This window comes from Campylobacter sp. IFREMER_LSEM_CL2101, from assembly GCF_025771825.1.
In the GTDB taxonomy this organism is placed as follows: Bacteria; Campylobacterota; Campylobacteria; order Campylobacterales; family Campylobacteraceae; genus Campylobacter_D; species Campylobacter_D lari_C.
Genome location: NZ_JAKMQZ010000004.1, coordinates 54112 through 76915 on the forward strand (window position 1 = coordinate 54112; position 22804 = coordinate 76915).

Below are 22804 nucleotides of genomic sequence, written 5' to 3' on the forward strand. Positions count from 1 at the left end.
TTTATGCCTTGTTGAAAAATTCAAATAATTGCTTTGCTATGCTAATTTTATCAAATTCTTTTGCACGCAAAAAAGCCTTTTGTCTATATGAAGCTTTTAATGCTTCATCATTGCACATTTTCTCTAAGCCTTCTTGCATGGCTTTTTCATCATCTACTTTTACTAAAAGTCCAAACTCATCATTTAAAAATAACTCCCTTGCGCCACTTTTATGATCAGTGCAAAGTACGGCAGTATTACAAGCTAGGCATTCGATTAAAACATTGGAAAAGCCTTCAAAACTTGAAGCAAAAGCAAAAAAGTCACATTTGCTCATGTATTTATAAGGATTTTTATCAAAACCTAGTAAAAAGACTTTGTCTTTTAAATTTAAAGTTTCTATTAAAGCTAAAAGCTCATCTTTTAAAATACCCTCGCCTAAAATGACTAATTTTAAATCAGTTTTAACTTTTGCATAAGCCCTTATAAGCATAGCATGATTTTTACCATGATCAAGTCTACCAACACTTAGTATAAAAGGATCTTTAAAGTCTATTTTTTCTTTAGATTTTTCTATAATACTTTCTAAATCTATGGCATTGTATAAAATATCGCATTTTTTAGCCTCTATATTGAAATTTTGTATTAAATCTTCTTTATTTCCTATAGAATTTGCTAAGATTAAATCTGCTTTATTATAAAGTTTTTTAATAAGAAATTTATTGATAAAAGAATTTAGATTATTATGCTTGTAAATCACACTTGGAGTAGTGCATTCATTGATAATAAGGGTTGATTTAAGTCCTAGAGATTTTGCCATTAAAGCAATATAATTAGGTCTATTTAATAATACAAATTGTAAATTGATTTTTAAATCTTCACAAAGCTTTTTATATTTCATAGCTAGCAAGGGTAGTTTTAAAAATTTAGCTAAATTACTTTCGCTTGGATTTGATTTTTCAAGGTAGTGGATATTAACCTCAGGAATATCATAGGATATTTTATCATTCATTAAAATCAAATGTACTTCATATTTTAAATTTAACACAGGCAATAGCGTAGATACAACCCTTTCAGCACCACCGCTTCCTAAAGAATAAATAAAAATTGCTAGTTTTTTCATATTAAACCCTTACTTCTTTGATCAAATCAAGCCATTTTTGTGCTACATTGGCCACTTCATAATCTTTGCATCGCTGCTGTGCATTAAGCGCTAGTGTTTTTCTTAAATTTTCATCTTGCATTAAAAGGGCGAGTTTTTCGCTTAAAGCCTTTTCATCATCTAAATCTACTAAAAATCCATCTTTTCCATCATCAATTAAATCTTTATGGCCACTTGTGTATTTAGTGCTAATGCGTGCTACTTGATAATATAAACTTTCAAGTAAAACCGTTGGTAAGCCTTCTATGAAAGAGCAAAGGCAGATTATTTTTGCTTTTTTATAAAGCTCTTGCATATTTTCAACTTTACCTAGAAAATTAACTTTGATATTTAAATTCTTAGCTTCTTGCTCTAAATCTTGTCTTAATTCTCCATCGCCTGCTATGAAAAAATTGTATTGATTTTGTAAATTTATATCTAGTCTTGCTATGGCTTTTAAAAACATAGAAGCATTTTTATTATGATCAAGTCTGCCTACGAAAATGACATTATTTTCTTTTTCTAAATTTTCTTTAATGGGGCTAAAATGACAAGGATTTGGCATATTGATAACTTTTTTAACAAAGTTATCATAGTATTTTTTATCATCATTACTTAGCACGGTTAGAGCATTTGCATGAGGAAAACTTATACGGCGTAAAAACTTCCAAATTTTAGATTTCAAATAAGTATAAGAGCTATGCTCGCTAATAATTAAAGGTGTATTAGAACCTTTATTTGCCCAAATGCAAGCGATGTTAGTGGTATCTAAAAATGAGATAAAAATATCGCTTTTATGCTCTTTAAGTGCTTGTTTTAAGGCTTTGAGTTTTTTAATGCGTGAGGCTATTTTATTATAAAGAGTGGAAAAGTCAAACTGCTCTAGGGTAAAAAGTTTGATTTTTGGATCAAGCTTGTAAAAAGAGTCTTCTTTGTGAAATTTAATAATATTTATTTCATGATTTTTGCAAAGCTCATTAGCTAAAGTGACCAATACTCTTTCAGCACCACCTGAATTTAAAGTAGCTATGATGAAAGTGATTTTCATATTTGCTCCTTTAAATGCCCATGATTTACTTCAAATACTCTATCACAACCTTGTATAGTTGAAAGTCTATGGGCTATGATGATGAGGGTTTTGTCTTTTGAAATTTTATAGATTTCTTCCATGATTTTTGCTTCACTTTCTTGATCAAGAGCGCTAGTTGCTTCATCTAAAACTAAAATTTCAGGCTGTTGGTAAAGTGCTCTTGCTATGGCTATTCTTTGTCTTTGACCCCCACTTAAAAATGAACCTGAATCACCCACCTTAGTATGCACTCCATCTTCAAGTGAATTTACAAAGCTTTCAAGATTAGCTTGTTTGATTACCTTATGCAAAAGTGCTTCATCTATTTCTTCTCCAAAGCTAATATTTTTAGCAATAGAATCATTAAAAAGATAAATTTGTTGAGGTATGTAGCCAATTTTACTTCTAAAACTTTTTATATTGCTCTCATCAAGCTTAATTCCATCTACAAATATAGCTCCATCGCTTGGTTTTAAAAGCCCTATAATAAGATCGACTAAAGTGCTTTTACCACTTCCGCTTTTACCTATAAAAGCGATTTTTTCATTTTTCTTAAGCTCAAAATTTAAATTTTTAAATAAATTTTTCTTACCCTTATAAGCAAAGAAAAGATTGTTCAAAACGATTTTTTCTTTAAATTCAATGTTTTCATCACCCAGTTTTTCTTCTTTTTCATTGAGCATGTTATAAATAATATCTAAAGAGTTTTTATAATATGTGATTTCATTATAACTTGTGATGATACGATTAGCACTTGGCATAAGCCTATAAAGAGCCACCACAAAAATAGTAATAGTTGCTAAGATAGATGAAATATCACTTTCATATCTTAAAACTAAATACACCACAATAAAACAAAGCATACAAAAACCTATACATTCAAGGTAAATTCTAGGTATGCTTGACATGCTTTCATTGCTAATGTTAGCTTTGGCAAAAAGCCCACTTTGAAGTTCATAAAGCTTTTGTGTGCTTTGTTCTTTGGTTTTGAGTTTGATGATTTTAAGATTGTTTAAATTTGCATTTAAAATTTCAAAATAATTTTTCATCGCCTCTTCTCTAGCTATGGAAGCTTTTTTTACCAAGGGTGAAAGAATTTTGATCAAAATAAAAGCATTTAAAAGTAAAAAAGCACTTAGAGCTAGGGTGATTTTATAGTTGATAATTAGCAATAAAGTATAAAGCAAAAACACCACAAAGCTTTCACTTAGCATAAGCAAAAACGCACTAATTAAAGTACTTAAATGAAATACTTCTTGAGTGATAGTTTTTAAAAGTTCTGATTGATTTTTATTAGTAAAATTTTCATATTCAAGATGTAAGTATTTATCAAAAATACGACAAGCAAGGCTGTGATAACGCCCTTTAGAAAAACGCGCAAGCAAATGAAAATAAAAGGCATTTAAAAAGGCTCTAAAAATATAAAAGGCGATTAATATACAGCCAAAATAAGCAATAATCTTATAACTTGGTAAATTTAAATACTCATATATAGGTTGAAAATAGGAGCTTTTTTCTAAAAGCTCAAAATTACTCGCTACTGATACAAAAGGCATGATTAAAGAAATAGCAAAGCTTTCTATAAATCCTATAAAAATAGAAAAAATTAGTAAAGTAAATAAAAATTTCTTATCATGAGCATTGAGTATAAAAAAAAGTTTTTTTAACACTGTTTTTCCCACTCATAAGCACTTTTGCAGATTAATTCTAAATTATCATATTTTGGTTTCCAGTTGGTTAGAGTTTTGATTTTATCCGCATTTGAAATAAGTACAGAAGGATCCCCAGCTCTTTTTGGTGCTAGTTCTACTGTGAAATCCACCCCGCTTACTTTTTTCATGGTTTCAATAACTTCTTTTACGCTAAAGCCATGTCCATAGCCTACATTGAAAATATTACTTTCATTGTTTTCTAGGTATTCTAAAGCAGCTAAATGCGCACTTGAAATATCATCAACATGGATAAAATCTCTAATGCAAGTACCATCTTTGGTGTTATAATCATCGCCAAAAATATAAAGTTTTTCTCTTTTTCCTGTGGCTACTTCAGCAGCAACCTTGATAAGTAAAGTAGCTTTTGGATAGCGTTGACCTATAGGATAACTCATACAAGCACCTGCTACATTGAAGTATCTTAAAATGCAGTATTTAAATTCAGGATTAGCCATATTAGCATCTTGTAAGACTTTTTCACTCATAAGCTTGCTTTGTCCATAAGGATTAATCGGTGCTAATGGACTTTGCTCATCTACGATAGGAGTTTGTGGCTCTCCATAAGTAGCTGCGGTTGAAGAAAAAATGAATTTTTTCACACCTGTTTCTAAGCAAGTTTGGATTAGATTACTTGTGTTTGCGGTATTGTTCATATAGTATTTTAAAGGATTTTCCATGCTTTCAGGAACTTCAATACTAGCTGCAAAATGCACAATTGCATCAAATTTTTCTTCTTTGAAAAGTTTTTTAATCCCAGCATAATCGCTTAAATCTTGCTCAAAAAACTTAAAAGGTCTGATTTTAGAAAGTTCATCTAAACTTTTTTTGCTACCTTTTGAAAGATTATCTAATACACAAATTTCATGATTTGTTTCTAAAAATTGTTTTAAAGTATGAGAGCCTATGTATCCTGCGCCACCGGTGATTAAAATTTTCATTTTTATCCTTTTTGTGATATTTAATAATAGTTATTTTAATATACTTTTCTTAATTAATTTAAAACTTACTCTTTTCTTTTTCTATAGCCTCTAAAAATGGCTTTTGATAGCTTTTATCACTATGTTTTTGCAAAAGTTCTTCTTTGAAATTTTCTAAAATATTAAGATAATCTTCTTGGGTTAAATTAGCTTTGATGAGTTCGTATTTTAAAAATAGCATATAGGTGTTTAACACATCGCTTTCACAGTATTCGTGGATTTTTTCTAATTTATTTTGATAAAAAAGTTCTAATACTTCATTTCCATGCACATCATATTTTCCAGGAAGTCCTGCCATAGCACAAAGTGTGTCAAGTCTTAAGCCTTTTTGACCAAAACTTCCTAAAGATTCTAATAAATCACAATGTTTATTTTCTACAAATTTACTTTTGTAGTTATTCCATTTATCGCTTGCGTCTAAATAAGCACTTGCGTTGATATTGTATTTTAATGCTCTTATAACAAGCAAAGGCATGTCATAGCTTTTACCATTAAAACTTACAAGGCGGGGTTGGTGTTTATCTATGAAGTTAAAAAACTCTTCTAGCATTTGCTTTTCATTTTCGCCTTTGATTTTATTGACTTTGATGAAATTTCCAAATTTATCTGCAATCACTGCACAAATGCTTACAACTTTATGAAAAGGCAGGGGTAAAAATTCGCTTCCGCTTTCTTCTTTTTGTCTTTCTAAAGCTTGCTTGCTAATGCTTAAATCATCGCCATTAAAATCATAAAGATGTTTTATCAATTCTACATCAGGAATGCTCTCACAATCAAAAACGCAAATATATTCTTGCATGATAAACCTTTTTTTAAAAAAATCTTTGTTAAAATCATAACAGAAAATTTAAAAATAAAGTAGCATATGAAAATAGGTTTGGTTAAGTTATCCGCACTTGGAGATATCATCCATGCGGTAATTGTTTTGCAATTTATTAAAAAGCATTATCCTAAGGCGAGTATTGATTGGTTTGTAGATGCAAGATTTGCAGGATTATTGCAAGATCATCCAATGATCAATGAAGTGTATGCCCTGCCTTTAAAAGATAGAAAATTCAAAGAAGTTTTTGCTATGCTTTTTGAAGCTAGGCAAAATAAATATGATGTTGTGATTGACTTGCAAGGTTTGATTAAATCTGCTTTGGTGAGTAAATTTTTATGTGCTAATACTTTTGGTTTTGATCAAGAAAGTATCAAAGAGGGCTTTGCGAGCAATTTTTATACGCATAAATTTGCGTGTAATTATGAAGAAAATATTATCGTGCGTAATCTTTCTTTGGTAGCTTATGTGCTAAATGAGCATTTTGATCATAGTGACATAGAGTTAAAACAAAGTTGTTTTAGCGTAGATGATGAGTTAAAAGAAGAGCTAGAGCAAAGACTTTCTTTAAGTGAAAGTGCGCCAAATATACTCATACATGTAGGCTCATCTATGCCTAATAAAATTTACTCAAAAGAGCGTTTGATACTACTTTGTAGAATGCTTTTAGAGTATTTTACTAGTGCAAAAATCATGCTTGGTTGGGGCAATGTTAATGAGTTTAATTTTGCTAAAGATATAGTTTTAAATTTAAAACATTTAAAAATAGAACTTGCGCCAAAATTAAGCTTAAGTGAGCTTTGTGCTTTAACCAAGGCAAGTGATTTGATTATCGGAAATGATAGTGGGCCTACTCATTTAGCCTTTGCACTAAACAAGCCTTCTATAACGATTTTTGGTGCTACTCCTAGTCAAAGAAATGCTTATGAAACAAATATCAACAAAACAATCAATGCAGGTAAAAAAATACTGCATTCAAAGCATATAGATAAGAGTGATTTTTGCATACAAAATATCGATGAAAAAGATATTTTTAAACTTGCTTGTGAGCTTTTAAAAAAATGATAAATTATGTATATCTAAGCCTTTTTTATACACTAAAAGCTCTTGTGAAGATTTTACCTTCAAAGCTTTTAAGTTCTTTTGCAAATTTGGTTGCTTTGATCACTTATAGGCTTAATCGCAAACACCGCAAAATCATTGACACAAACTTAAAAATTTGCTTTCCTGAAAAAGATCAAAAATGGCGTGATGAAACTAGTCTTAATATCTATAAAAATTTTGCTAAATTTGGGATTGATTTTATCAAAAATCAAAACGCAAGCAAAAAAGAAATCATCAATAAAATTTGCTTTGATAATGAGGAGCAAATTTTAAATATAATGCAAAGTAAAAGACCCTTGATTGTAACTACGGCTCATTATGGTAACTGGGAGCTTTTGGCTTTATCTTTTGGGGCTAAGTTTCAAGGAATTTCCATAGTTGGAAGAGCGCTTGATAGCGTGATAATGGATAAAATTTTAAGTAAAAATCGCACGCAGTTTAACATAGAGCTTATAGAAAAAAAGGGTGGTCTTAAAAAAATGCTAAAAGCCTTAAAAGAAGGCAGATCGCTTGGAATTTTAACCGATCAAGATGCAGTGGATAGTGAAAGTGTAAAAATACAATATTTTAACCAAGAAGTAAATTTTATAGCAGGTGCGAGTGTGCTTGCAAAAAAAACAAATGCTATGATTTTACCTTGTTTTGTGTATCAAAAAGATGAGAAATTTTTTGTAAAAACTTTTAAGGCTTTAGACGCAAGTAAGGCAAGCATAGAAGAGCTTACTAAGTATCAAGCAAAGTGTTGTGAAGAGATGATTAAATTTAAACCTGATGAGTATTTTTTCTTTCATAAGAGATTTAAAAGATACAATCATGAATTATATTTATAGGGTATAAAATGGATTTAAAGCAAATTAGTGTGATAATGATTGTTAAAAATGCTCAAAAAACTTTAAAGGCTTGTTTGGAATCTTTGCAAGAATTTGGCGAGATCGTTTTAATAGAAAATGATAGTAATGATGATACTTTAAAAATTGCTTATGAGTTTAGTAAAAGTTATAAAAATATCAAGATTTATCAGCATAAATTTATAGGTTTTGGACCTTTGAAAAATTTAGCCATAAGTTATGCTAGTAATGATTGGATTTTTAATATTGACGCAGATGAACTTGCTAAGAAAGAATTTTTACAAGAGCTAAGGAAAATCGAGCCTAATAAAGAAGATATCATAGCTTTGCCAAGAGAAAATTTATACAATGGAGAGTGGATTAAAGCTTGTGGGTGGTGGCCTGATTATGTAATGCGGGTGTTTAATAAAACCCATACTAGTTTTAATGAAAATTTGGTGCATGAGAGTTTGATTTTACATGAAGAAAGTAAAAAGATTAAGTTGCAAAATGGTTTGAGGCATTTTGCATTTGATGATATCGATAGTTTGTTAGATAAGCTTCAAAAATATTCTAAGCTTTGGGCTTTACAAAATTTACACAAAGAAAGTAGTGTTTGCAAGGCATTGCTAAGAGGAATTTGGACTTTTTTTAGAAACTATATTTTAAAAAAGGGAATTTTTTATGGTTATAAAGGCTTTATCATAAGTACTTGCAATGGCCTTGGAGCTTTTTTTAAATATATGAAATTGTATGAACTTAAAAAGCAAAAGCCAAAAACTTGTGCTTTGATTATCACAACCTATAATCAAAAAGAAAGACTTGCTTTGGTGCTTGATAGTGTTAAAAACTTAGAACCTTTACCAGATGAGGTTTTAATAGCTGATGATGGAAGCAGGGAAGATACAGCTAAACTTATACAAGCTTATCAAAAAGATTTTCCTTGCAAGTTAGAGCATATTTGGCAAGAAGATGAGGGGTTTCGTGCCGCGGCAAGCCGCAATAAGGCAATTAATGCTTCAAATAGTGAATATATTGTTTTAATCGATGGGGATATGATTTTAGAAAAAAACTTCATTAATGATCATTTAAAATTTGCTAGCTTAAAGACTATTTTGCAAGGCTCAAGAACTATTTTAAATGAAAAAGAAAGCAAAGAACTTTTAAGAAAAAATGATTTTAGTTTGGCATTTGATAAAAAAGGTTTTAAAAATCATAGAAATATTTTTTTAGCTAAATGTGTTTATAAATTTTCAAAACTAACTAAGAATTTTTTTAAAAAATCACAACTTGTTAAAGGTAGTAAAACTTGCAATATGAGTTTTTATAAAAGTGATTTTGAAGCCATTGAGGGATTTAATGAAAAATTTATAGGCTGGGGCAGGGAAGATAGTGAGTTTGTAGCTAGATTTTTATTTAATAATGGAGTGTTTAAAAGACTTAAATTTAATGCCCTAGCTTATCATATTTACCATGAAGAAAATAGCAAAAATATGCTCGAAATCAATCACCAAATTTATCTTGAAACTATAAAAAATGAAAAAACAACTTGGAGATAAAGTATGAAAAAAGTAGGTGTAGTAATCCCTATATACAATGTAGAAAAATATCTAAAAGAATGTTTAGATAGTGTAATCAATCAAACCTATACAAACTTAGAAATCATACTTGTAAATGATGGTAGTACAGATGAAAACTCACTCAATATTGCAAAAGAATACACTCTAAAAGATAAAAGAATAACTCTTTTTGATAAAAAAAATGGTGGTTTAAGTAGTGCTAGAAATGTAGGTATAGAATTTTTTTATGGTGAATATAAAACACAATATATTGAAAAAGAAAATGAATTAAATATTTTTAAGATTGTTGGCAATAATCCACAAAATATTTATAAAATTTATAAGTACAAAAATACTTTAATTGATGATAAATTAGAAATTCCAAAGATTGATTATATTATCTTTTTAGATTCTGATAATTATTGGGAGTTAAACTGCATAGAAGAGTGCGTTGCGAGAATGCAAAATGTAGATGTGTTGTGGTTTGATCATGCTTGTATTTATGATGATAGTATAGAAGATAAGGGTCAAAAAACAAGGATGAATGTATTTAATTTTACTCAAGAATGCACTATCACTCCAAGAGACTATGCTAAGCAAGCTATAAAAGTAGGTTCGAGGGATATCTCGTTTAGCTGGGGTGGTATGATAGATTTTTCATTTTTAAAACAATTAAAACTTAAATTTATTAACAAAATCATCAATGAAGATATTCATTTTGGTATGATTTTATTTGCGAGTGCTGATAGTATCTATATTTTGCCAAAAAGATTGTATTTGTGCCGTTTGAGAGCAAATAGTATATCAAATCATGATAAGAAAATTACGAAGGCAAATGTGTCAGAGTATTTTAAAGACTTGTATGAATTTTTTGGAGAAAATGCTAAAGAGGCAAAAAACTATTTAAAAGCAGTAAGTAGGATGATAACAGCTTTAGAGTTGATAGAATTTTTTAAAGATCAAAAAAATGAAAATTCTCAAGCTATAAAGGAAACCTTTTTGCCTTTTTATGTAAAAAAGGCTTTGATGATTAAAAAATTTAAAAAAGATCCTTTAAATTTAAAGGAAAAATTACCTATAATTAAACCTTTTATCCAGACAAAAATCCCTTATGATCTTTGGAAAATTTGGCAAAAAATAAAGGGTATTTTTAGATAAAATCAACTTTGCAAGATGATTTTATCTATCATTGAATCTTTTTTTATAGATTTAAAATGCGTGAGTTTGTGTAAAAAACTTTGTTTTTGAATATCTTCCCAAAGAGTTGGATTAAATTTTTCTTTGGCGCTAAATTGTAATAAATGGCATTCTATATCGCTCATGTTTTTATAAGTATCATTTATAAAGCCATGTTCTTTTAAAAGTTCAAATATGATATGTAGTACAAAATAATAGTGATTTCCATTTGATTGCTCATTTTTCCAATAATTCATTAAAATATCTTTTAGAGTTTGAATAAAAGTATTGCTTGCTTTGGCTATCATAAAACTACTTAGCATTTTAACTTTAAAATCATCATTCCAGTTAAAGTATCCATAAGAAAAATATCCACTTTTGATAAATTTATTCAATTTTTCTTTGCAAGGTTTTGTTTTTGATCTTTCAAAGGCAAAAAAATCTTTATTACAAAGTTCACTAGGAATTTTAGAGCTTAAAAATATACTTGCATCACACCATATACCACCATAAGTTGCAAGCAAGCATACTCTTAAAAGATCTGAAAAAAAAGTTATAGTTTTTTCTCCAAAAAAATTATTTTCTAATTTTTCTATAACAAATGGTGGAAAATCAAGGTAATCTTTTATATTATCTTTATTTAAAATGATGATTGTGTAGTCATCTTTCATTTGACTTTGCACTGAATTGAAACATTGTTGTATCATAGGTGAAGCTTGATTTTTACCTTGGTACCAAAACTGCCAAATGATTTTATCGTTTTTAAAATGATGTTTTTTTTCAAAATCAAAATGAGGAATTTTTCCTTCTAAAAAAGGATTGATATAGTTACTTGAAAGATAACTAGCTACTTTAGGGTGTTCTAACTTATATTGGATATGATTTCTTAATTTTCTTCTTGTTGATTTTATGGGTATAAATGAGCTTAGTTTTTTTGTTAAATTATTATAAAATAAAGGGTTATTTTGTTGTATTTGCATATATATTCCTAAAAAGTTTTTTGATATAATATCAAAAATAATCAAGGTTATGTATATATGAAAACCGTAGGCGTAGTAATCCCCATATACAATGTAGAAAAATATCTAAAAGAATGTTTAGATAGTGTAATCAATCAAACTTATACTAATTTAGAAATCATACTAGTAAATGATGGTAGTACAGATGAAAACTCACTCAATATTGCAAAAGAATACACTCTAAAAGATAAAAGAATTACTCTTTTTGATAAAAAAAATGGTGGACAAAGTACAGCAAGAAATGTAGGTATAGAATATTTTAGTGGAGAATATAAACTCAAAAACAAAACTCAAATTATAAAAGAAAATTCTTTAATAGAATTTAATATAGAAGGTAATAATCCTTATGAAATATATACTGTATATAAAAGCTATAAAGCTTTTAATAATGAACAAGATTTAACTAGCTTTACTTATCCTATTATAGATTATATTATCTTTTTAGATTCTGATGATTATTGGGAATTAAATTGCATAGAAGAATGTGTACCTAGAATGGATGGGGTAGATGTGTTGTGGTTTGATGAGGCAAAATACTATGAAATATCTTGTAAAAATCAAAGTCAAAGTAGCAGGCTAAAAGACATTAATATAAAACAAGAAAAAAAGATTACTTCATTAGAATGGTTGCGATATTTAGCAAGAAGCAAGATGAAAGATTTTTCTTTTGTTTGTTCGGGTATGATAAATTTTAACCACATAAAAAATAAAAAGATAAAATTTAAAGATGGTATTTTTGCTGAAGATCATTTATTTGGAATTTTGCTTTTTTCGCAAGCTAAGAGTATTTATGTTTATCCTAAAGTATTTTATTATTACAGAATTCGAACAAATTCATCAACAAATCAAGATAAGATAATCATTAAAGATAACATACTTCCTCATTTTAGAAATATATTAGATGCTTTTAATGGAGATGCATTTTTAGCAAAGGAGTATTTTAGGTATTCTAGTTGGGTGTTGATAGCCTTAGAGCTAATTAATTTTATTAATAGTTATCAAGACAAAACCATCTCTTTGTTTTTAAAAAAAGCTATTTTATATTTTTATATAAAAAATGCATTTAAGATAAAAAAATTTAGCAAAGACCCACTGTGTGCTCAGAGAAAACTTAAAGATTTAAAATCTTATAAGATATCAAAGATTCAATATAAAATATTTAGATTATTATCGAGTTTTATTAAATAATGAGATTATTTTTTTTGGATGTCTAATGTATAATCTAATTATGTAATATAGTTTATATAATTTAACAAATTTTAAGTACTTATATAGATTCTCACGGATTTTTAGAGGATCTTTTGTAATTTTCTTTTGTGCTATAGAGTACAAATAACTTTTTGATGATTTTTTTAAAAAATAGGTTTGATTGTCAAATTTTTGTATTTTTAAAAAAATAACTAGTAGGCAGTATAGGTGAAAATATTCTCTAAGCTCTTTATAATCGCTAAAATGTTCTTTTAGCGGCTCTAGATGTTTAGGTAATTTTTGTGGTATTAAGGTATTTTGGATATTTGTTATGGAGCCTTTTCTAATTCTATATATCATTAAGGTTGTATTGATATAAAAAACTTTTTTAGCCAAGCAAAACAATATAGTTCCAAAATCATGATCTTCATGATAAATTCCATGAGTGAAACGAAGATTATATTGATTTAAAATTTTAGCCTTAAAAGTTCCTTGCCAAGCAAAATAAAACTGAAAAAAGTTATTTTCTTGCAATAGTTCTATACCGGTATTAAAAAATATTTTTTTACTTTTTTGCATTAGATCTGTTGGTGGTTTTTTTAAAAAACAAGAATTTTCTTCATGATATTCTTCAAACCCATGCGCACAAATATCCAAATCTTTTTCAATCATTTCTTTCACGCAAAGCTCTATACAATCATTTAAAAAATAATCATCTGAATCTAAAAAGTGAATTATAGAATTTGGTAGCTCTTGCACTAATAAATCATTTATATTTTCTATATTTGTTTTTATGTATCTTTTTTGAATAGGTATAAAATTTGATTTTATAGTTTCTTTGTTAATTGTTTTTGTATTTTTGTCAAAGGTATGAGTTGAGGTAAAAGAGATTATATCTTGTTCTTTCTCATCTTCAAAAAAGCTTCTAAGTTTAGTTCCTTTTATAAATTCTAATCCCATATTTCTTGCCGAACTTAATCCTCCGTTTTCCTTAGAGATTAAAAATATTCTTTCATCTTTATTGAGATATTCTAAAGCTATATCTAAGCTTCCATCATCACTTCCATCATCTACTAAAACAATATCTAAATGTTTATAGCTTTGATTGATAACGCTATCTAGACATTCTTTTAAGTATGGTGCTATATTGTAAATTGGTATGATGATGGAAACTTGATAATCAAACACGATTTATCCTTTAAAATTTATGACATTTTAACATAAGTTTTATTGTTTTAACTTTTTTAGAAAATGATTTATGATTGATAGCAAAAATTTCCTTTCCTAATGTATAAGCAAAAGCTTCCTTTTTGCTTAGAAGAGGATTTGTACCGCATTCTTGGATGCTGTTTAAATAATTACTATTTTTAATCTTATGATATAACGCTAAAAATATTTTTACTTTTTTTATGATATTTTTTTCATTTAAAATTTTATTGCCTATTTTATAGTACAGACTTTTTTTTATGGTGTATAAATTCTTTCTATATTTATCTTTAATTTTTTCAAGTTGGTTATATTCTTCTATAAAGTTTTTATTTAAAGCAAAATTATTGTTAAAGAAATCTAAGTTATGTATATATTCATGTGTTAAATCTCGTAGTAAAATAATATAACTTAAATTAGGATATATTTGAAGTATGTTGTAGTCCATATCATCTTCTAAAAAAATATTTTTTTCTTTCCATAGTTTGTAAATTTTGATAATTTGTTCTTTTTGTGATTTAATCTCTAAAGATATGTTTTCAGCATTTTTAAAGTTTTTGTCGCGCATATTGTATTTTATAAGTATCAGTTTCAATAAGATATTATTTTGGTCGAACTTTAAAGCTTGATCAAGAATTTTTATTAAAAAAAGATCTGGTTTGTTAATATTTTTTGCAAATATAAATAGATTAAATAAATAGAATGATTTGTAGAGAGGATCGGTATCGATAATACTGTTAAAATTATTTAATATTTCAAATTTCTTATGATAATTAAAAAGTTTAGACCAAGCGATAGGTTCTTTTTGATTTCCTATGATGCTAGCCAAACGTGCAAAACCAGAAAAAGAATAAATTTTTTTACAATTTGACATAAAAATTATTTCAAAAATATCAATATCGGTTTTATTATGGAGATTTTTAGGTATAAAATCTTTGGCTAGATAAATTTTGATATTAGAATTAGTTTGGTAATAGAGTATTATCTTTTTTAAAGATGATTCATCTTCACCAAATAAAATTATAGTATTGTTTTTATTTTTTTGAATGAGATATAAAGCTATTTCAATGGGCATTGATTTTTCTTCGTGAAAATAGAACCATTCAGATCTTCTTTCCCCAAAGATAATATCGCCGCTTCTAATATGAATAGCAATAACTTTTTTCTTGTTAAAATTTACTTTAAAAGTATTTTTGCTTTGTTTTATAATATCGTTAATATGTGAAGAAAATTCAATTTGCGAAAATATTTTTTTACCTTCTTTTAAAAAAGTACTCTTTTTACAAAAAGTCCAATGATTTGTATAGTAGCATGAAAATATAGATTTTGTATTATTGTAGCTATTATACTGATTATAGTTAGGGGTATTGCTATAATTTATTTTGATATTACTATTTTGCGTGTATGAGAAATTTTGTATAAATTTTTTTGAAAAAACATAGTATTCATCTTCAATGTTTATAAAATTATCAATATGTAATTTTTTCCAAGCGTAACCGAATTTAAATCCTGTGTGTTTTGATAAATACATAGCATTAAGTAAGGCTAGTATTCTATCTCCCCACCCCCCCCCTAATGATGCTAAAAAAATATTAGTATGCTTTTTAATATAAATTTTTATATTTGAAGGATTTGTCTTGATTTTTAATGCATTAATTATAAAAGCTTCTTTTAGCAATAAATAATTTTCACTATTTTGATTGACTATGATATTTTTCGGAAATATTTTCCACTGAGATTCGTTAGAAAGATATAGTATAGAGTTTATATCGCTTATATTTGTTTTTATCATATAAATTGGAAAGATATTTTTGAAAGTAATATTCAACCATTCTTTGTTTTGTTGTATATTTATCAGATCATCGTTTTTTGTTATATCAATCAATGATGGGTTAGAGTTCATTGTTTATTCCACAATATCATTTTCTTGAAAAGTTTTTTTGGATGGCGTAGATAATTTACCTTTTGAGCATTGTATATGATGTCAGTGTAGCTTTTTGCTGCTTGAGAATTTGGTCTTCTATAGGCATATTTTTTTTCTTGAGAAAATATATTATCTAAAAACGATTCTAATTTTTGTGTATAGAAGCTAGTGATATCAAAATCATTTAAAAAAATAGGTTCTTTTAGTATTTTCTTATAAATTATATTATCATTGTCGATTTTTTTTATTTCATTTATCATATCTTCAATAGAGTTAAAATCATGAGCATTGATATATGCCTTTGGGTTTAGAGTAAAGTCTTGATTTATATTGCTATTTAAGCTAGGATCTCCCCAGTATATAGGTATGCAACCAGCAAAAAACGCATCAAAAAGTTTTTCTGTTAAATATCCTGGATAACTAGAATTTTCACAACATAGATTAAACTTGTAATCTAATAACCATTGATGTTTATCTAAAACCTGATAGTTTATATTATTTTTGAATTTTCCACCAGAATCAACTTTTTTATATAAGCATAATTTTTCAAAAATTTCATCTCTTGGTGAGTATTGATTGCAGTTTCCATTGCTAACTAAAAACGAACAAAATTTTTTTCTGAATTTGCTATTTTTTCTTTCAAAGTCTATAGACTTATTGTGTTTAGTAATATTGTTATTTGCGTTGATTATGAAAGAATTAAGTTTAAGATGTCGATCCGCAAGATATAGATTGTCATTACCTATGCTGTAATCTGTAAAATTATAATCTATATTTGTATTTTCTAAAAATACAGCAATTTTTATACAATGATTGTACTTTGCATGATTTTTCCCAAAAGTAGAAAAAAATAAATAATCAGGATTTTCACAAAAGATTATCTTGTATTTTGTTTCTAAGTATTTAACAATAAAAGAATTTTTAACTGATTCTTCTCCACCCCACCAATCAACGAATTTTATTTTTATCTCTTGCAAAATATTCTCCTATTATTTTAAATATTTTTTAAATGAAATAAATAAATCTTTAACATTGCTAAAAATAGATTTATAATATGGTCTTTGAGGTGAATAGGTATTTCTATATTTTAAAATAACTTCATTTTTGAGTAGAACTTTGTTTTTTAAGTAATCAATAAAATCTTTATCATTAATATGTAATATTTTATTATCCTCAATGTCGTAATCAAATAGTTCGAAATCATCTTTGTATAATTCTCTAATGATTTTATATGTTTCATGAGTATAGTAATTAGTGTAATGTAAGTGAGTGTTTTTATTTGCATGAGATAGTTTTCTGTTAATTTGTAACATTGTTATGATATAATTAAAATCTTCTTGAATATTTTCTACTTTTCCGACAAAATTAACCATAATATTCTTTTCGTTATCACAAAGAAAACGATATTGTGGCTCAAAATGCATCCAAGATAAAATTTTTTCTTGAATTTGTTTATTTTTCAAATCTAATACAAAATCATGGAAATTTTTATAACAAGAAAGGTTTTCTTTGGCCCATTGTGCATCAATATCACTTCCCCCGCCATTTTTTAGATAATGAAATGCAGATACAATTCTATCATATGGATTACGAACAAAACCAAAAGAAAAAAATTTTTGAAATTCAACTTGGTTGTAATCTTTAGCTTTAGCGTGTCCAGTAAGCCATTTATCTGTTTCATAAATTGCTTTTTCAATACTTGTACCCGCTGCTTTCGGTACGTGTATAAAAATACAATTATATTTTTTTTGGAAATCTTTAATATTTATTTTTTTCATTTCTATACCACTCCAACATACTTTTAATCCCTTCTTCTAAAGAAGTTTTGTGTTTCCATCCTAGTTTATGAAGTTTACTAGGATTGGTTAGTTTTATCATAGTTCCATCAGGTTTTTGAGTATTAAAATATAATTCCCCTTTAAAACCTACGATATCTTTTATAAGATATGCAAGCTCTTTTATGCTTACATCTATTCCTGTACCTATGTTTATATGGGTATTTTTAATCTCTTTTTTATCGCTTATAAGATCTTTAAAATTTATATTTTCCATGATAAATACACACGCATCGGCCATATCTTCATTATATAAAAATTCTCTTCTTGCTTGACCACTACCCCAAATTTCAACTTTATCTTTATAAATTCCAAAATTTTCTAAATAATTTTTAGCTTGATTGATATCTTGTATATTTAAGTCTTTTAAAACTTCTTGCATATTATCTTCACTTAAAAGTTTAGCTAGATATATTTTTCTAAGTAATGCAGGTAAAACATGGGATGTTTCAAGGTTAAAATTGTCATTTTTTCCATATAAATTTGTAGGCATTACACTGATAAAATTGGTGTTGTATTGCAAATTGTAACTTTCGCACATTTTCATACCAGCTATTTTAGCTATAGCATAAGGTTCATTGGTGTATTCTAATTCGCTAGTTAAAAGCACTTCTTCATCCATGGGTTGAGGTGTACTTTTTGGATAAATACAAGTAGAACCTAAAAATAGCAATTTTTTTACTTTATTTAGATAAGAATAATGAATGATATTGTTTTGAATTTGAAGGTTTTCATAAATAAAATCAGCTCTATAGGTATTGTTAGCTAATATGCCTCCTACTTTTGCAGCTGCTAAAAAAACATATTCTATGTTTTCTTTTTCAAAAAAATCTTTCACAGCTCGTTGATTTAATAAATCAAGTTCTTTTCTGTCTTTATAAATTAAATTATTATAACCTTTATCTTGTAAATTTTTTAATATAGCTGAACCAACTAAACCTTTATGACCTGCTATGAAAATTTTGGATGTTTTATTCATTGCTATTAACTTCAAACTCAAATTTTAAAGGAATTTCAGGATTTGAAGGCCAAGATGGATAGTCTAATTTAGTTATACCAATTGTTTTATAATTATATTTAATATCGGTTTTATCTAAATCTTTTTTTCTTATATAGCTGACTTCTAAAGTAGTACTAAAAAATAAGCCATTAGAATAGAATATTTTTCCATGGTTGTTTAGGTGCACATGAAAAGGATAATAATATTGATTTATTTTTTCTAGGAGAGATTTTCTTTTTTCAAAACCTACTTGTTCCTCAGGATTGCATCCGTGAAATTCAAATATAACTTGTTTAAAATAATCGTTAAATAGCCCTATATTTATACTATTAAGCATATCCCATTCTGAATTTTCAATATCGCATTGGAGAATATTTATATCTTTTTTATTTAAGTTATTATCTTTTATAACTTTTTCAATATTTATGTATTCACCTTCATTTTTTATACCTATAAATTTTTTATGAAAAGTTATATTTTTATGTTGATATGGACTTTGCTTTATGCTAGCATCATATTCGATCACTTTAAATCCTCTATCAGCCATATCTAAATCCCATGGTGAAGATTCTGAAACACCTAAAGATATAGCTTTGTTATTTAGAGGATTATTTAATTCATTGTTTTTATTATACATTATATAACCACCATCAGTATGACCACCAATGCGAATTAGATCTTCTTGTGGAATATCAAGTGGTTGTAAAACTTTTAAGTATGCTTTAATATTTTCGTAACACTGCTTGTTGTTGTTAATTCTTATGAAATTTCTATCTCTATCTTGTAGCAATAATAGTAATATTTCTTTATCTTTTTGATTTTTAAAATCCAAATTTGAAATAATATTTGACATTAATAATTGATATTTTAATTGGTTATTTAGTTTTAGTTCTTTTAATAAATCTTGCATTTTATTTCCTATTCATAATATCTCATTATTTTATATCCACCTTGCTTAAGATAGACATCTTTATTCATAAGTTTTAAATCACTTTCCATCATATCATCAACTAAATTTTTAAGATCATATTCTCTATTCCAGCCTAGTTCTTTTTCAGCCTTAGAAGGATCGCCCAAAAGCAAATCAACTTCAGTAGGTCTAAAATATCTAGGATTTACTTTTACTACCACTTGACCTTTTTGAAGATGGTTAAAATTTAAAGAAAGCTCTTTAGCTCTTTGTTGGTCAAAATCTTCTATAAAACCTTCTTCATCCACTCCGCTTCCTTTAAAATTTAATTTTATCCCACAGTATTCAAAGGCAAGCTTCACAAAGTCTCTTACTGTAGTAGTTTTTCCAGTAGCTATAACCCAATCATCGGCCTTTTTATGTTGAAGTATCATCCACATCATTTTTACATAATCTTTTGCATGACCCCAATCCCTTTTAGCATCTAAATTACCAAGATAAAGTATATCATCTAAATTTAAGACTATTTTTGCAGCCGCGCGGGTGATTTTTCTAGTTACAAATGTTTCACCTCTAATAGGACTTTCATGATTAAATAAAATTCCATTACATGCAAACATATTATAAGCTTCTCTATAATTTACTGTAATCCAATATGCATACATTTTTGCTACCGCATAAGGACTTCTTGGATAAAATGGGGTTTTTTCACTTTGTGGGGTTTCTTGCACTTTTCCAAAAAGCTCTGAAGTAGAGGCTTGATAAATTTTAGTTTTTTGAGTTAGATTTAAAAATCTTACTGCATCAAGTATTCTAAGCGTACCTATACCATCAGCATTTGCTGTGTATTCAGGTGTCTCAAAGCTAACATGCACATGACTCATAGCGGCAAGATTATAAATCTCATCAGGTTTAATCTCAGCTATTATTCTAGTTAAATTCATAGAATCAGTCATATCACCATAGTGTAAATAAAAATCATTTTTTTTGCCATGATGACCTTCAAATAAATGATCTATTCTATCTGTGTTAAATAAAGAAGATCTTCTTTTTATGCCATGTACTTCATAACCTTTATTGAGTAAAAATTCAGACAAATATGCCCCATCTTGTCCAGTAACTCCAGTTATTAACGCCACTTTTTTCATTTATATCCTTTTATAATCATCTTCTAATCTTACTATATCATCTTCACCAGTGTATTCGCCCACTTGAGCTTCTATAATTACAACAGGAATTTTGCCATAATTACTTAAACGATGTTTCTGTCCCATTTTTATATAGATTGATTCATTAGGTCTTACTAAATTTTTTACCCCATCTATTTCTACACTTGCTGTGCCACTTAAGACTATCCAATGTTCATTTCTGTGAAAATGTTTTTGTAAAGAAAGTCTTTTGCCAGGTTTAACTTCTATGCGTTTGATTTTGTAGTTTTTCTCATCTTCAAGTATAGTAAAACTCCCCCAAGGTCTATGCGTGCAAAGATGATTTTTACTTAGATTTTCATTTTCTTTAATAGCTTCATAAATTTGCTTTACTTTTTGAGAGGATGATTTTTTGCTAATTAAAAGTGCATCTTGAGTATCTATGATAAATATATCATCAAGATCAATTGTAGCTATAAATTTCTTTTTATCACTTGCATAGCAAAAGATATTATTAGAATCTAAAAATTTAGTATTAACATTAGAATAATTATTGCCATTATTAAACTCTTTAGCTAAGCTTTCAAAGCTTCCTACATCACTCCAAGAAATGTTACTAGGTATCACTTTTACTTTGTTTGATTTTTCCATCAAGGCATAATCTATACTTAGTTCCGGAATTTTCTCCATGTCTTCTGATTTGATTTTAATAAAATCATTTTGCTTTAAAACATTTTTATGCGCTTTTAAACAAAAATCATATATTTCTTTTGAATAAGCTTGCATTTGCTCTAAGAAAAAACCAACTTTAAACATAAACATACCAGAATTCCATAAATAACTTCCATCTTCTAAAAATTCTTTAGCTTTTTTAAAATTTGGTTTTTCTATAAAAGCTTCAACATCATAAGTATTTTTGGATTTAATATAGCCATATCCAGTATGTGGATTATCGGGCTTTATGCCAAAAGTTACAAGATAATTATTATTTGCAAATTCTATAGCTTTAGCTATTGCTTCTTGATATGCTTTTTCATTTTTGATTAGATGATCGCTTGGTGTAATTAAAACTATTTCTTCCTTAGATAAAGATAAGCAAGCTAAAGTAATAGCTGCTGCGGTATTTTTTGCTAGTGGTTCTAAAATAAATCTAGTTTTACTTGTGTTTGAAATTAGATCAAGAGCTAGGAAATACTGCTCTTCGTTGCATACTATTAAAGTATTAGAGCAAAATTTGGAATTTCTTTGTAGGGTTAGCTCAAATAAAGATTTATTATCAAATAATTTTAAAAATTGTTTTGGCATTAGTGTTCTACTAAGTGGCCAAAGTCTTGTGCCGCTACCACCGCAAAGAAGGATATTAGTCATTTATTCTACCCTCTAACCCTAAAATTTCTTTCTCTAAGATTTCTAATATTTTTTCATTAAAATGTTTATGTGAAAAAACACTAGCTAATTTTTTAATGCGCTTTAAACTTTGCTTTTTATGCTCGTAATTTTGCCATAAAATTTCTTTATTTTTGTTTTCATATCTACCATTTTCGTTAAATTCATAGCGGTATATACATTCTTTTGATATAAAAAAACTTCCACTCAACATAAAATTTATATAATTAAAAAGCACATCCTCTCCATAGCAAAGTCTTTCTTTGAAATCAACATATTTAAAACTTTTTAAAATCAAATTTTTCCTATATACTTTTGCCCAAACACTCCAACAAAAATGTTTTTGCTTAAGTAAAAATTCCAAAAATTCATCTTTATTAAAAAGCTCATCTTGTTTAAATCTGTAAAATTTCTTAAATTTCACTCTATGTACATACGCATCAAACACTACCATATCTACATTTTTAATTTTTTCAAGCCCAACTTCACAAGCATTAAGCTCTAAATAATCATCAGGATCTAAAAACATTATACAGGGTGAGCTTGAATTTAATACACCTATATTTCTACTAGCAAAAGTTCCTAAATTCTCTTCATTATGTATGATTTTTATTCTATTATCTTTACTAGCATATTCTTTAGCTATATTTATACTTTTATCACTTCCACAATCATCTGCTACAATGATTTCTATATCTTTAAAGGTTTGGTTAATACAACTTTCTAATGCTCTAGCTATATATTTTTCTACATTATAGGTTGGTAATATGATAGAAATTTGACTCATTTTAGCTCTTTATTTTTTGATATAATTATAGCTTTTA

Annotated in this window: 19 protein-coding genes and 1 pseudogene; 5 read left to right on the plus strand and 15 right to left on the minus strand. The window is 27.4% G+C overall.

Translation table 11 applies throughout. The features are described from left to right. Window position 1: 1 nt before the first annotated feature. The 5 genes from L8V88_RS03615 to L8V88_RS03635 are packed head-to-tail and all read right to left on the minus strand — an operon-like array spanning window position 2 to window position 5677. Window positions 2-1102 (minus strand): glycosyltransferase, encoded by a 1101-nt coding sequence (locus L8V88_RS03615; protein ID WP_263726841.1) that lies wholly within the window; start codon window positions 1100-1102, stop codon window positions 2-4. Window position 1103: 1 nt separating this feature from the next. Then, window positions 1104-2168 carry a glycosyltransferase gene (locus L8V88_RS03620; RefSeq protein WP_263726842.1) on the minus strand — a complete coding sequence of 355 codons (1065 nt, stop codon included), beginning with the start codon at window positions 2166-2168 and terminating at the stop codon, window positions 1104-1106. Further along, entirely contained in the window at window positions 2165-3859 is a 1695-nt protein-coding gene (locus tag L8V88_RS03625; protein ID WP_263726844.1) for an ABC transporter ATP-binding protein, read from the minus strand. The genes L8V88_RS03620 and L8V88_RS03625 overlap by 4 nt, the downstream gene beginning before the upstream one ends. Further along, window positions 3853-4839: a UDP-glucose 4-epimerase GalE gene (gene galE / locus L8V88_RS03630; RefSeq protein WP_012661952.1), complete on the minus strand. Its 987-nt coding sequence runs from the start codon at window positions 4837-4839 to the stop codon at window positions 3853-3855. Before galE ends, L8V88_RS03625 begins: the two co-directional genes overlap by 7 nt. A gap of 58 nt (window positions 4840-4897) precedes the next feature. Continuing rightward, window positions 4898-5677: a 3'-5' exonuclease gene (locus L8V88_RS03635; protein WP_220567218.1), complete on the minus strand. Its 780-nt coding sequence runs from the start codon at window positions 5675-5677 to the stop codon at window positions 4898-4900. Between the two features lie 66 nt (window positions 5678-5743). On the opposite strand from L8V88_RS03635, the gene waaC reads away from it, so the two are divergent. The 4 genes and pseudogenes from waaC (at window position 5744) to L8V88_RS03655 (ending at window position 10365) form a co-directional block, all read left to right on the plus strand. Further along, on the plus strand, window positions 5744-6763 hold the full coding sequence (gene waaC / locus L8V88_RS03640) for a lipopolysaccharide heptosyltransferase I (protein ID WP_263726846.1): 1020 nt from the start codon (window positions 5744-5746) through the stop codon (window positions 6761-6763). Further along, the gene (locus tag L8V88_RS03645) at window positions 6760-7632 is read left to right on the plus strand and encodes a lipid A biosynthesis lauroyl acyltransferase (protein ID WP_263726848.1); all 873 of its coding nucleotides are present in this window, start codon (window positions 6760-6762) and stop codon (window positions 7630-7632) included. Before waaC ends, L8V88_RS03645 begins: the two co-directional genes overlap by 4 nt. An 8-nt stretch (window positions 7633-7640) precedes the next feature. After that, window positions 7641-9188, plus strand: coding sequence for a glycosyltransferase family 2 protein (locus L8V88_RS03650; RefSeq protein ID WP_263726849.1), 1548 nt, complete (start codon window positions 7641-7643; stop codon window positions 9186-9188). 3 nt (window positions 9189-9191) lie between these two features. Continuing rightward, window positions 9192-10365, plus strand: a pseudogene (locus tag L8V88_RS03655) (glycosyltransferase family 2 protein). Here L8V88_RS03655 and L8V88_RS03660 read toward each other — a convergent pair. Beyond that, a complete protein-coding gene (locus L8V88_RS03660) occupies window positions 10349-11344 on the minus strand; it encodes a capsular polysaccharide synthesis protein (protein ID WP_263726851.1) in 996 nt (331 codons plus the stop codon). The pseudogene L8V88_RS03655 and the gene L8V88_RS03660 sit on opposite strands and share 17 nt — an antisense overlap. 57 nt (window positions 11345-11401) lie before the next feature. On the opposite strand from L8V88_RS03660, the gene L8V88_RS03665 reads away from it, so the two are divergent. Then, window positions 11402-12571 carry a glycosyltransferase family 2 protein gene (locus L8V88_RS03665; protein ID WP_263726852.1) on the plus strand — a complete coding sequence of 390 codons (1170 nt, stop codon included), beginning with the start codon at window positions 11402-11404 and terminating at the stop codon, window positions 12569-12571. On the opposite strand, the gene L8V88_RS03670 is transcribed toward L8V88_RS03665, so the two are convergent. Genes L8V88_RS03670 through L8V88_RS03710 form a run of 9 tightly spaced genes read right to left on the minus strand, consistent with a single transcriptional unit; the run spans window position 12551 to window position 22767 of the window. After that, a complete protein-coding gene (locus tag L8V88_RS03670) occupies window positions 12551-13759 on the minus strand; it encodes a glycosyltransferase family 2 protein (protein ID WP_263726855.1) in 1209 nt (402 codons plus the stop codon). The genes L8V88_RS03665 and L8V88_RS03670 overlap by 21 nt on opposite strands. A gap of 10 nt (window positions 13760-13769) precedes the next feature. Further along, window positions 13770-15680, minus strand: a complete 1911-nt coding sequence (locus tag L8V88_RS03675; RefSeq protein ID WP_263726857.1) for a hypothetical protein — start codon at window positions 15678-15680, stop codon at window positions 13770-13772. After that, the gene (locus L8V88_RS03680) at window positions 15677-16678 is read right to left on the minus strand and encodes a glycosyltransferase family 10 domain-containing protein (RefSeq protein ID WP_263726858.1); all 1002 of its coding nucleotides are present in this window, start codon (window positions 16676-16678) and stop codon (window positions 15677-15679) included. Before L8V88_RS03680 ends, L8V88_RS03675 begins: the two co-directional genes overlap by 4 nt. A gap of 12 nt (window positions 16679-16690) precedes the next feature. Continuing rightward, window positions 16691-17479 carry a sulfotransferase family protein gene (locus tag L8V88_RS03685; protein WP_263726859.1) on the minus strand — a complete coding sequence of 263 codons (789 nt, stop codon included), beginning with the start codon at window positions 17477-17479 and terminating at the stop codon, window positions 16691-16693. Continuing rightward, window positions 17460-18515, minus strand: a complete 1056-nt coding sequence (locus L8V88_RS03690; protein ID WP_263726861.1) for a GDP-L-fucose synthase family protein — start codon at window positions 18513-18515, stop codon at window positions 17460-17462. Before L8V88_RS03690 ends, L8V88_RS03685 begins: the two co-directional genes overlap by 20 nt. Continuing rightward, window positions 18508-19446, minus strand: a complete 939-nt coding sequence (locus tag L8V88_RS03695; protein ID WP_263726862.1) for an FkbM family methyltransferase — start codon at window positions 19444-19446, stop codon at window positions 18508-18510. Before L8V88_RS03695 ends, L8V88_RS03690 begins: the two co-directional genes overlap by 8 nt. 8 nt (window positions 19447-19454) lie before the next feature. Beyond that, the gene (gene gmd / locus L8V88_RS03700; RefSeq protein ID WP_263726864.1) at window positions 19455-20594 is read right to left on the minus strand and encodes a GDP-mannose 4,6-dehydratase; all 1140 of its coding nucleotides are present in this window, start codon (window positions 20592-20594) and stop codon (window positions 19455-19457) included. Continuing rightward, window positions 20595-21962, minus strand: a complete 1368-nt coding sequence (locus L8V88_RS03705; RefSeq protein WP_263726865.1) for a mannose-1-phosphate guanylyltransferase/mannose-6-phosphate isomerase — start codon at window positions 21960-21962, stop codon at window positions 20595-20597. It lies immediately after the preceding gene. Next, window positions 21955-22767, minus strand: a complete 813-nt coding sequence (locus L8V88_RS03710; RefSeq protein ID WP_263726866.1) for a glycosyltransferase family 2 protein — start codon at window positions 22765-22767, stop codon at window positions 21955-21957. The genes L8V88_RS03705 and L8V88_RS03710 overlap by 8 nt, the downstream gene beginning before the upstream one ends. Between the last annotated feature and the right edge of the window lie 37 nt (window positions 22768-22804).

Coding starts and splice junctions, on each gene's coding strand:
- L8V88_RS03615 (WP_263726841.1), bottom strand. CDS start 1,102: ATGAAAAAACTAGCAATTTTTATTTATTCTTTAGGAAGCGGTGGTGCT.
- L8V88_RS03620 (WP_263726842.1), bottom strand. CDS start 2,168: ATGAAAATCACTTTCATCATAGCTACTTTAAATTCAGGTGGTGCTGAA.
- galE (WP_012661952.1), bottom strand. CDS start 4,839: ATGAAAATTTTAATCACCGGTGGCGCAGGATACATAGGCTCTCATACT.
- L8V88_RS03635 (WP_220567218.1), bottom strand. CDS start 5,677: ATGCAAGAATATATTTGCGTTTTTGATTGTGAGAGCATTCCTGATGTA.
- waaC (WP_263726846.1), top strand. CDS start 5,744: ATGAAAATAGGTTTGGTTAAGTTATCCGCACTTGGAGATATCATCCAT.
- L8V88_RS03645 (WP_263726848.1), top strand. CDS start 6,760: ATGATAAATTATGTATATCTAAGCCTTTTTTATACACTAAAAGCTCTT.
- L8V88_RS03650 (WP_263726849.1), top strand. CDS start 7,641: ATGGATTTAAAGCAAATTAGTGTGATAATGATTGTTAAAAATGCTCAA.
- L8V88_RS03660 (WP_263726851.1), bottom strand. CDS start 11,344: ATGCAAATACAACAAAATAACCCTTTATTTTATAATAATTTAACAAAA.
- L8V88_RS03665 (WP_263726852.1), top strand. CDS start 11,402: ATGAAAACCGTAGGCGTAGTAATCCCCATATACAATGTAGAAAAATAT.
- L8V88_RS03675 (WP_263726857.1), bottom strand. CDS start 15,680: ATGAACTCTAACCCATCATTGATTGATATAACAAAAAACGATGATCTG.
- L8V88_RS03685 (WP_263726859.1), bottom strand. CDS start 17,479: ATGAAAAAAATAAATATTAAAGATTTCCAAAAAAAATATAATTGTATT.
- L8V88_RS03690 (WP_263726861.1), bottom strand. CDS start 18,515: ATGAATAAAACATCCAAAATTTTCATAGCAGGTCATAAAGGTTTAGTT.
- L8V88_RS03695 (WP_263726862.1), bottom strand. CDS start 19,446: ATGCAAGATTTATTAAAAGAACTAAAACTAAATAACCAATTAAAATAT.
- gmd (WP_263726864.1), bottom strand. CDS start 20,594: ATGAAAAAAGTGGCGTTAATAACTGGAGTTACTGGACAAGATGGGGCA.
- L8V88_RS03705 (WP_263726865.1), bottom strand. CDS start 21,962: ATGACTAATATCCTTCTTTGCGGTGGTAGCGGCACAAGACTTTGGCCA.
- L8V88_RS03710 (WP_263726866.1), bottom strand. CDS start 22,767: ATGAGTCAAATTTCTATCATATTACCAACCTATAATGTAGAAAAATAT.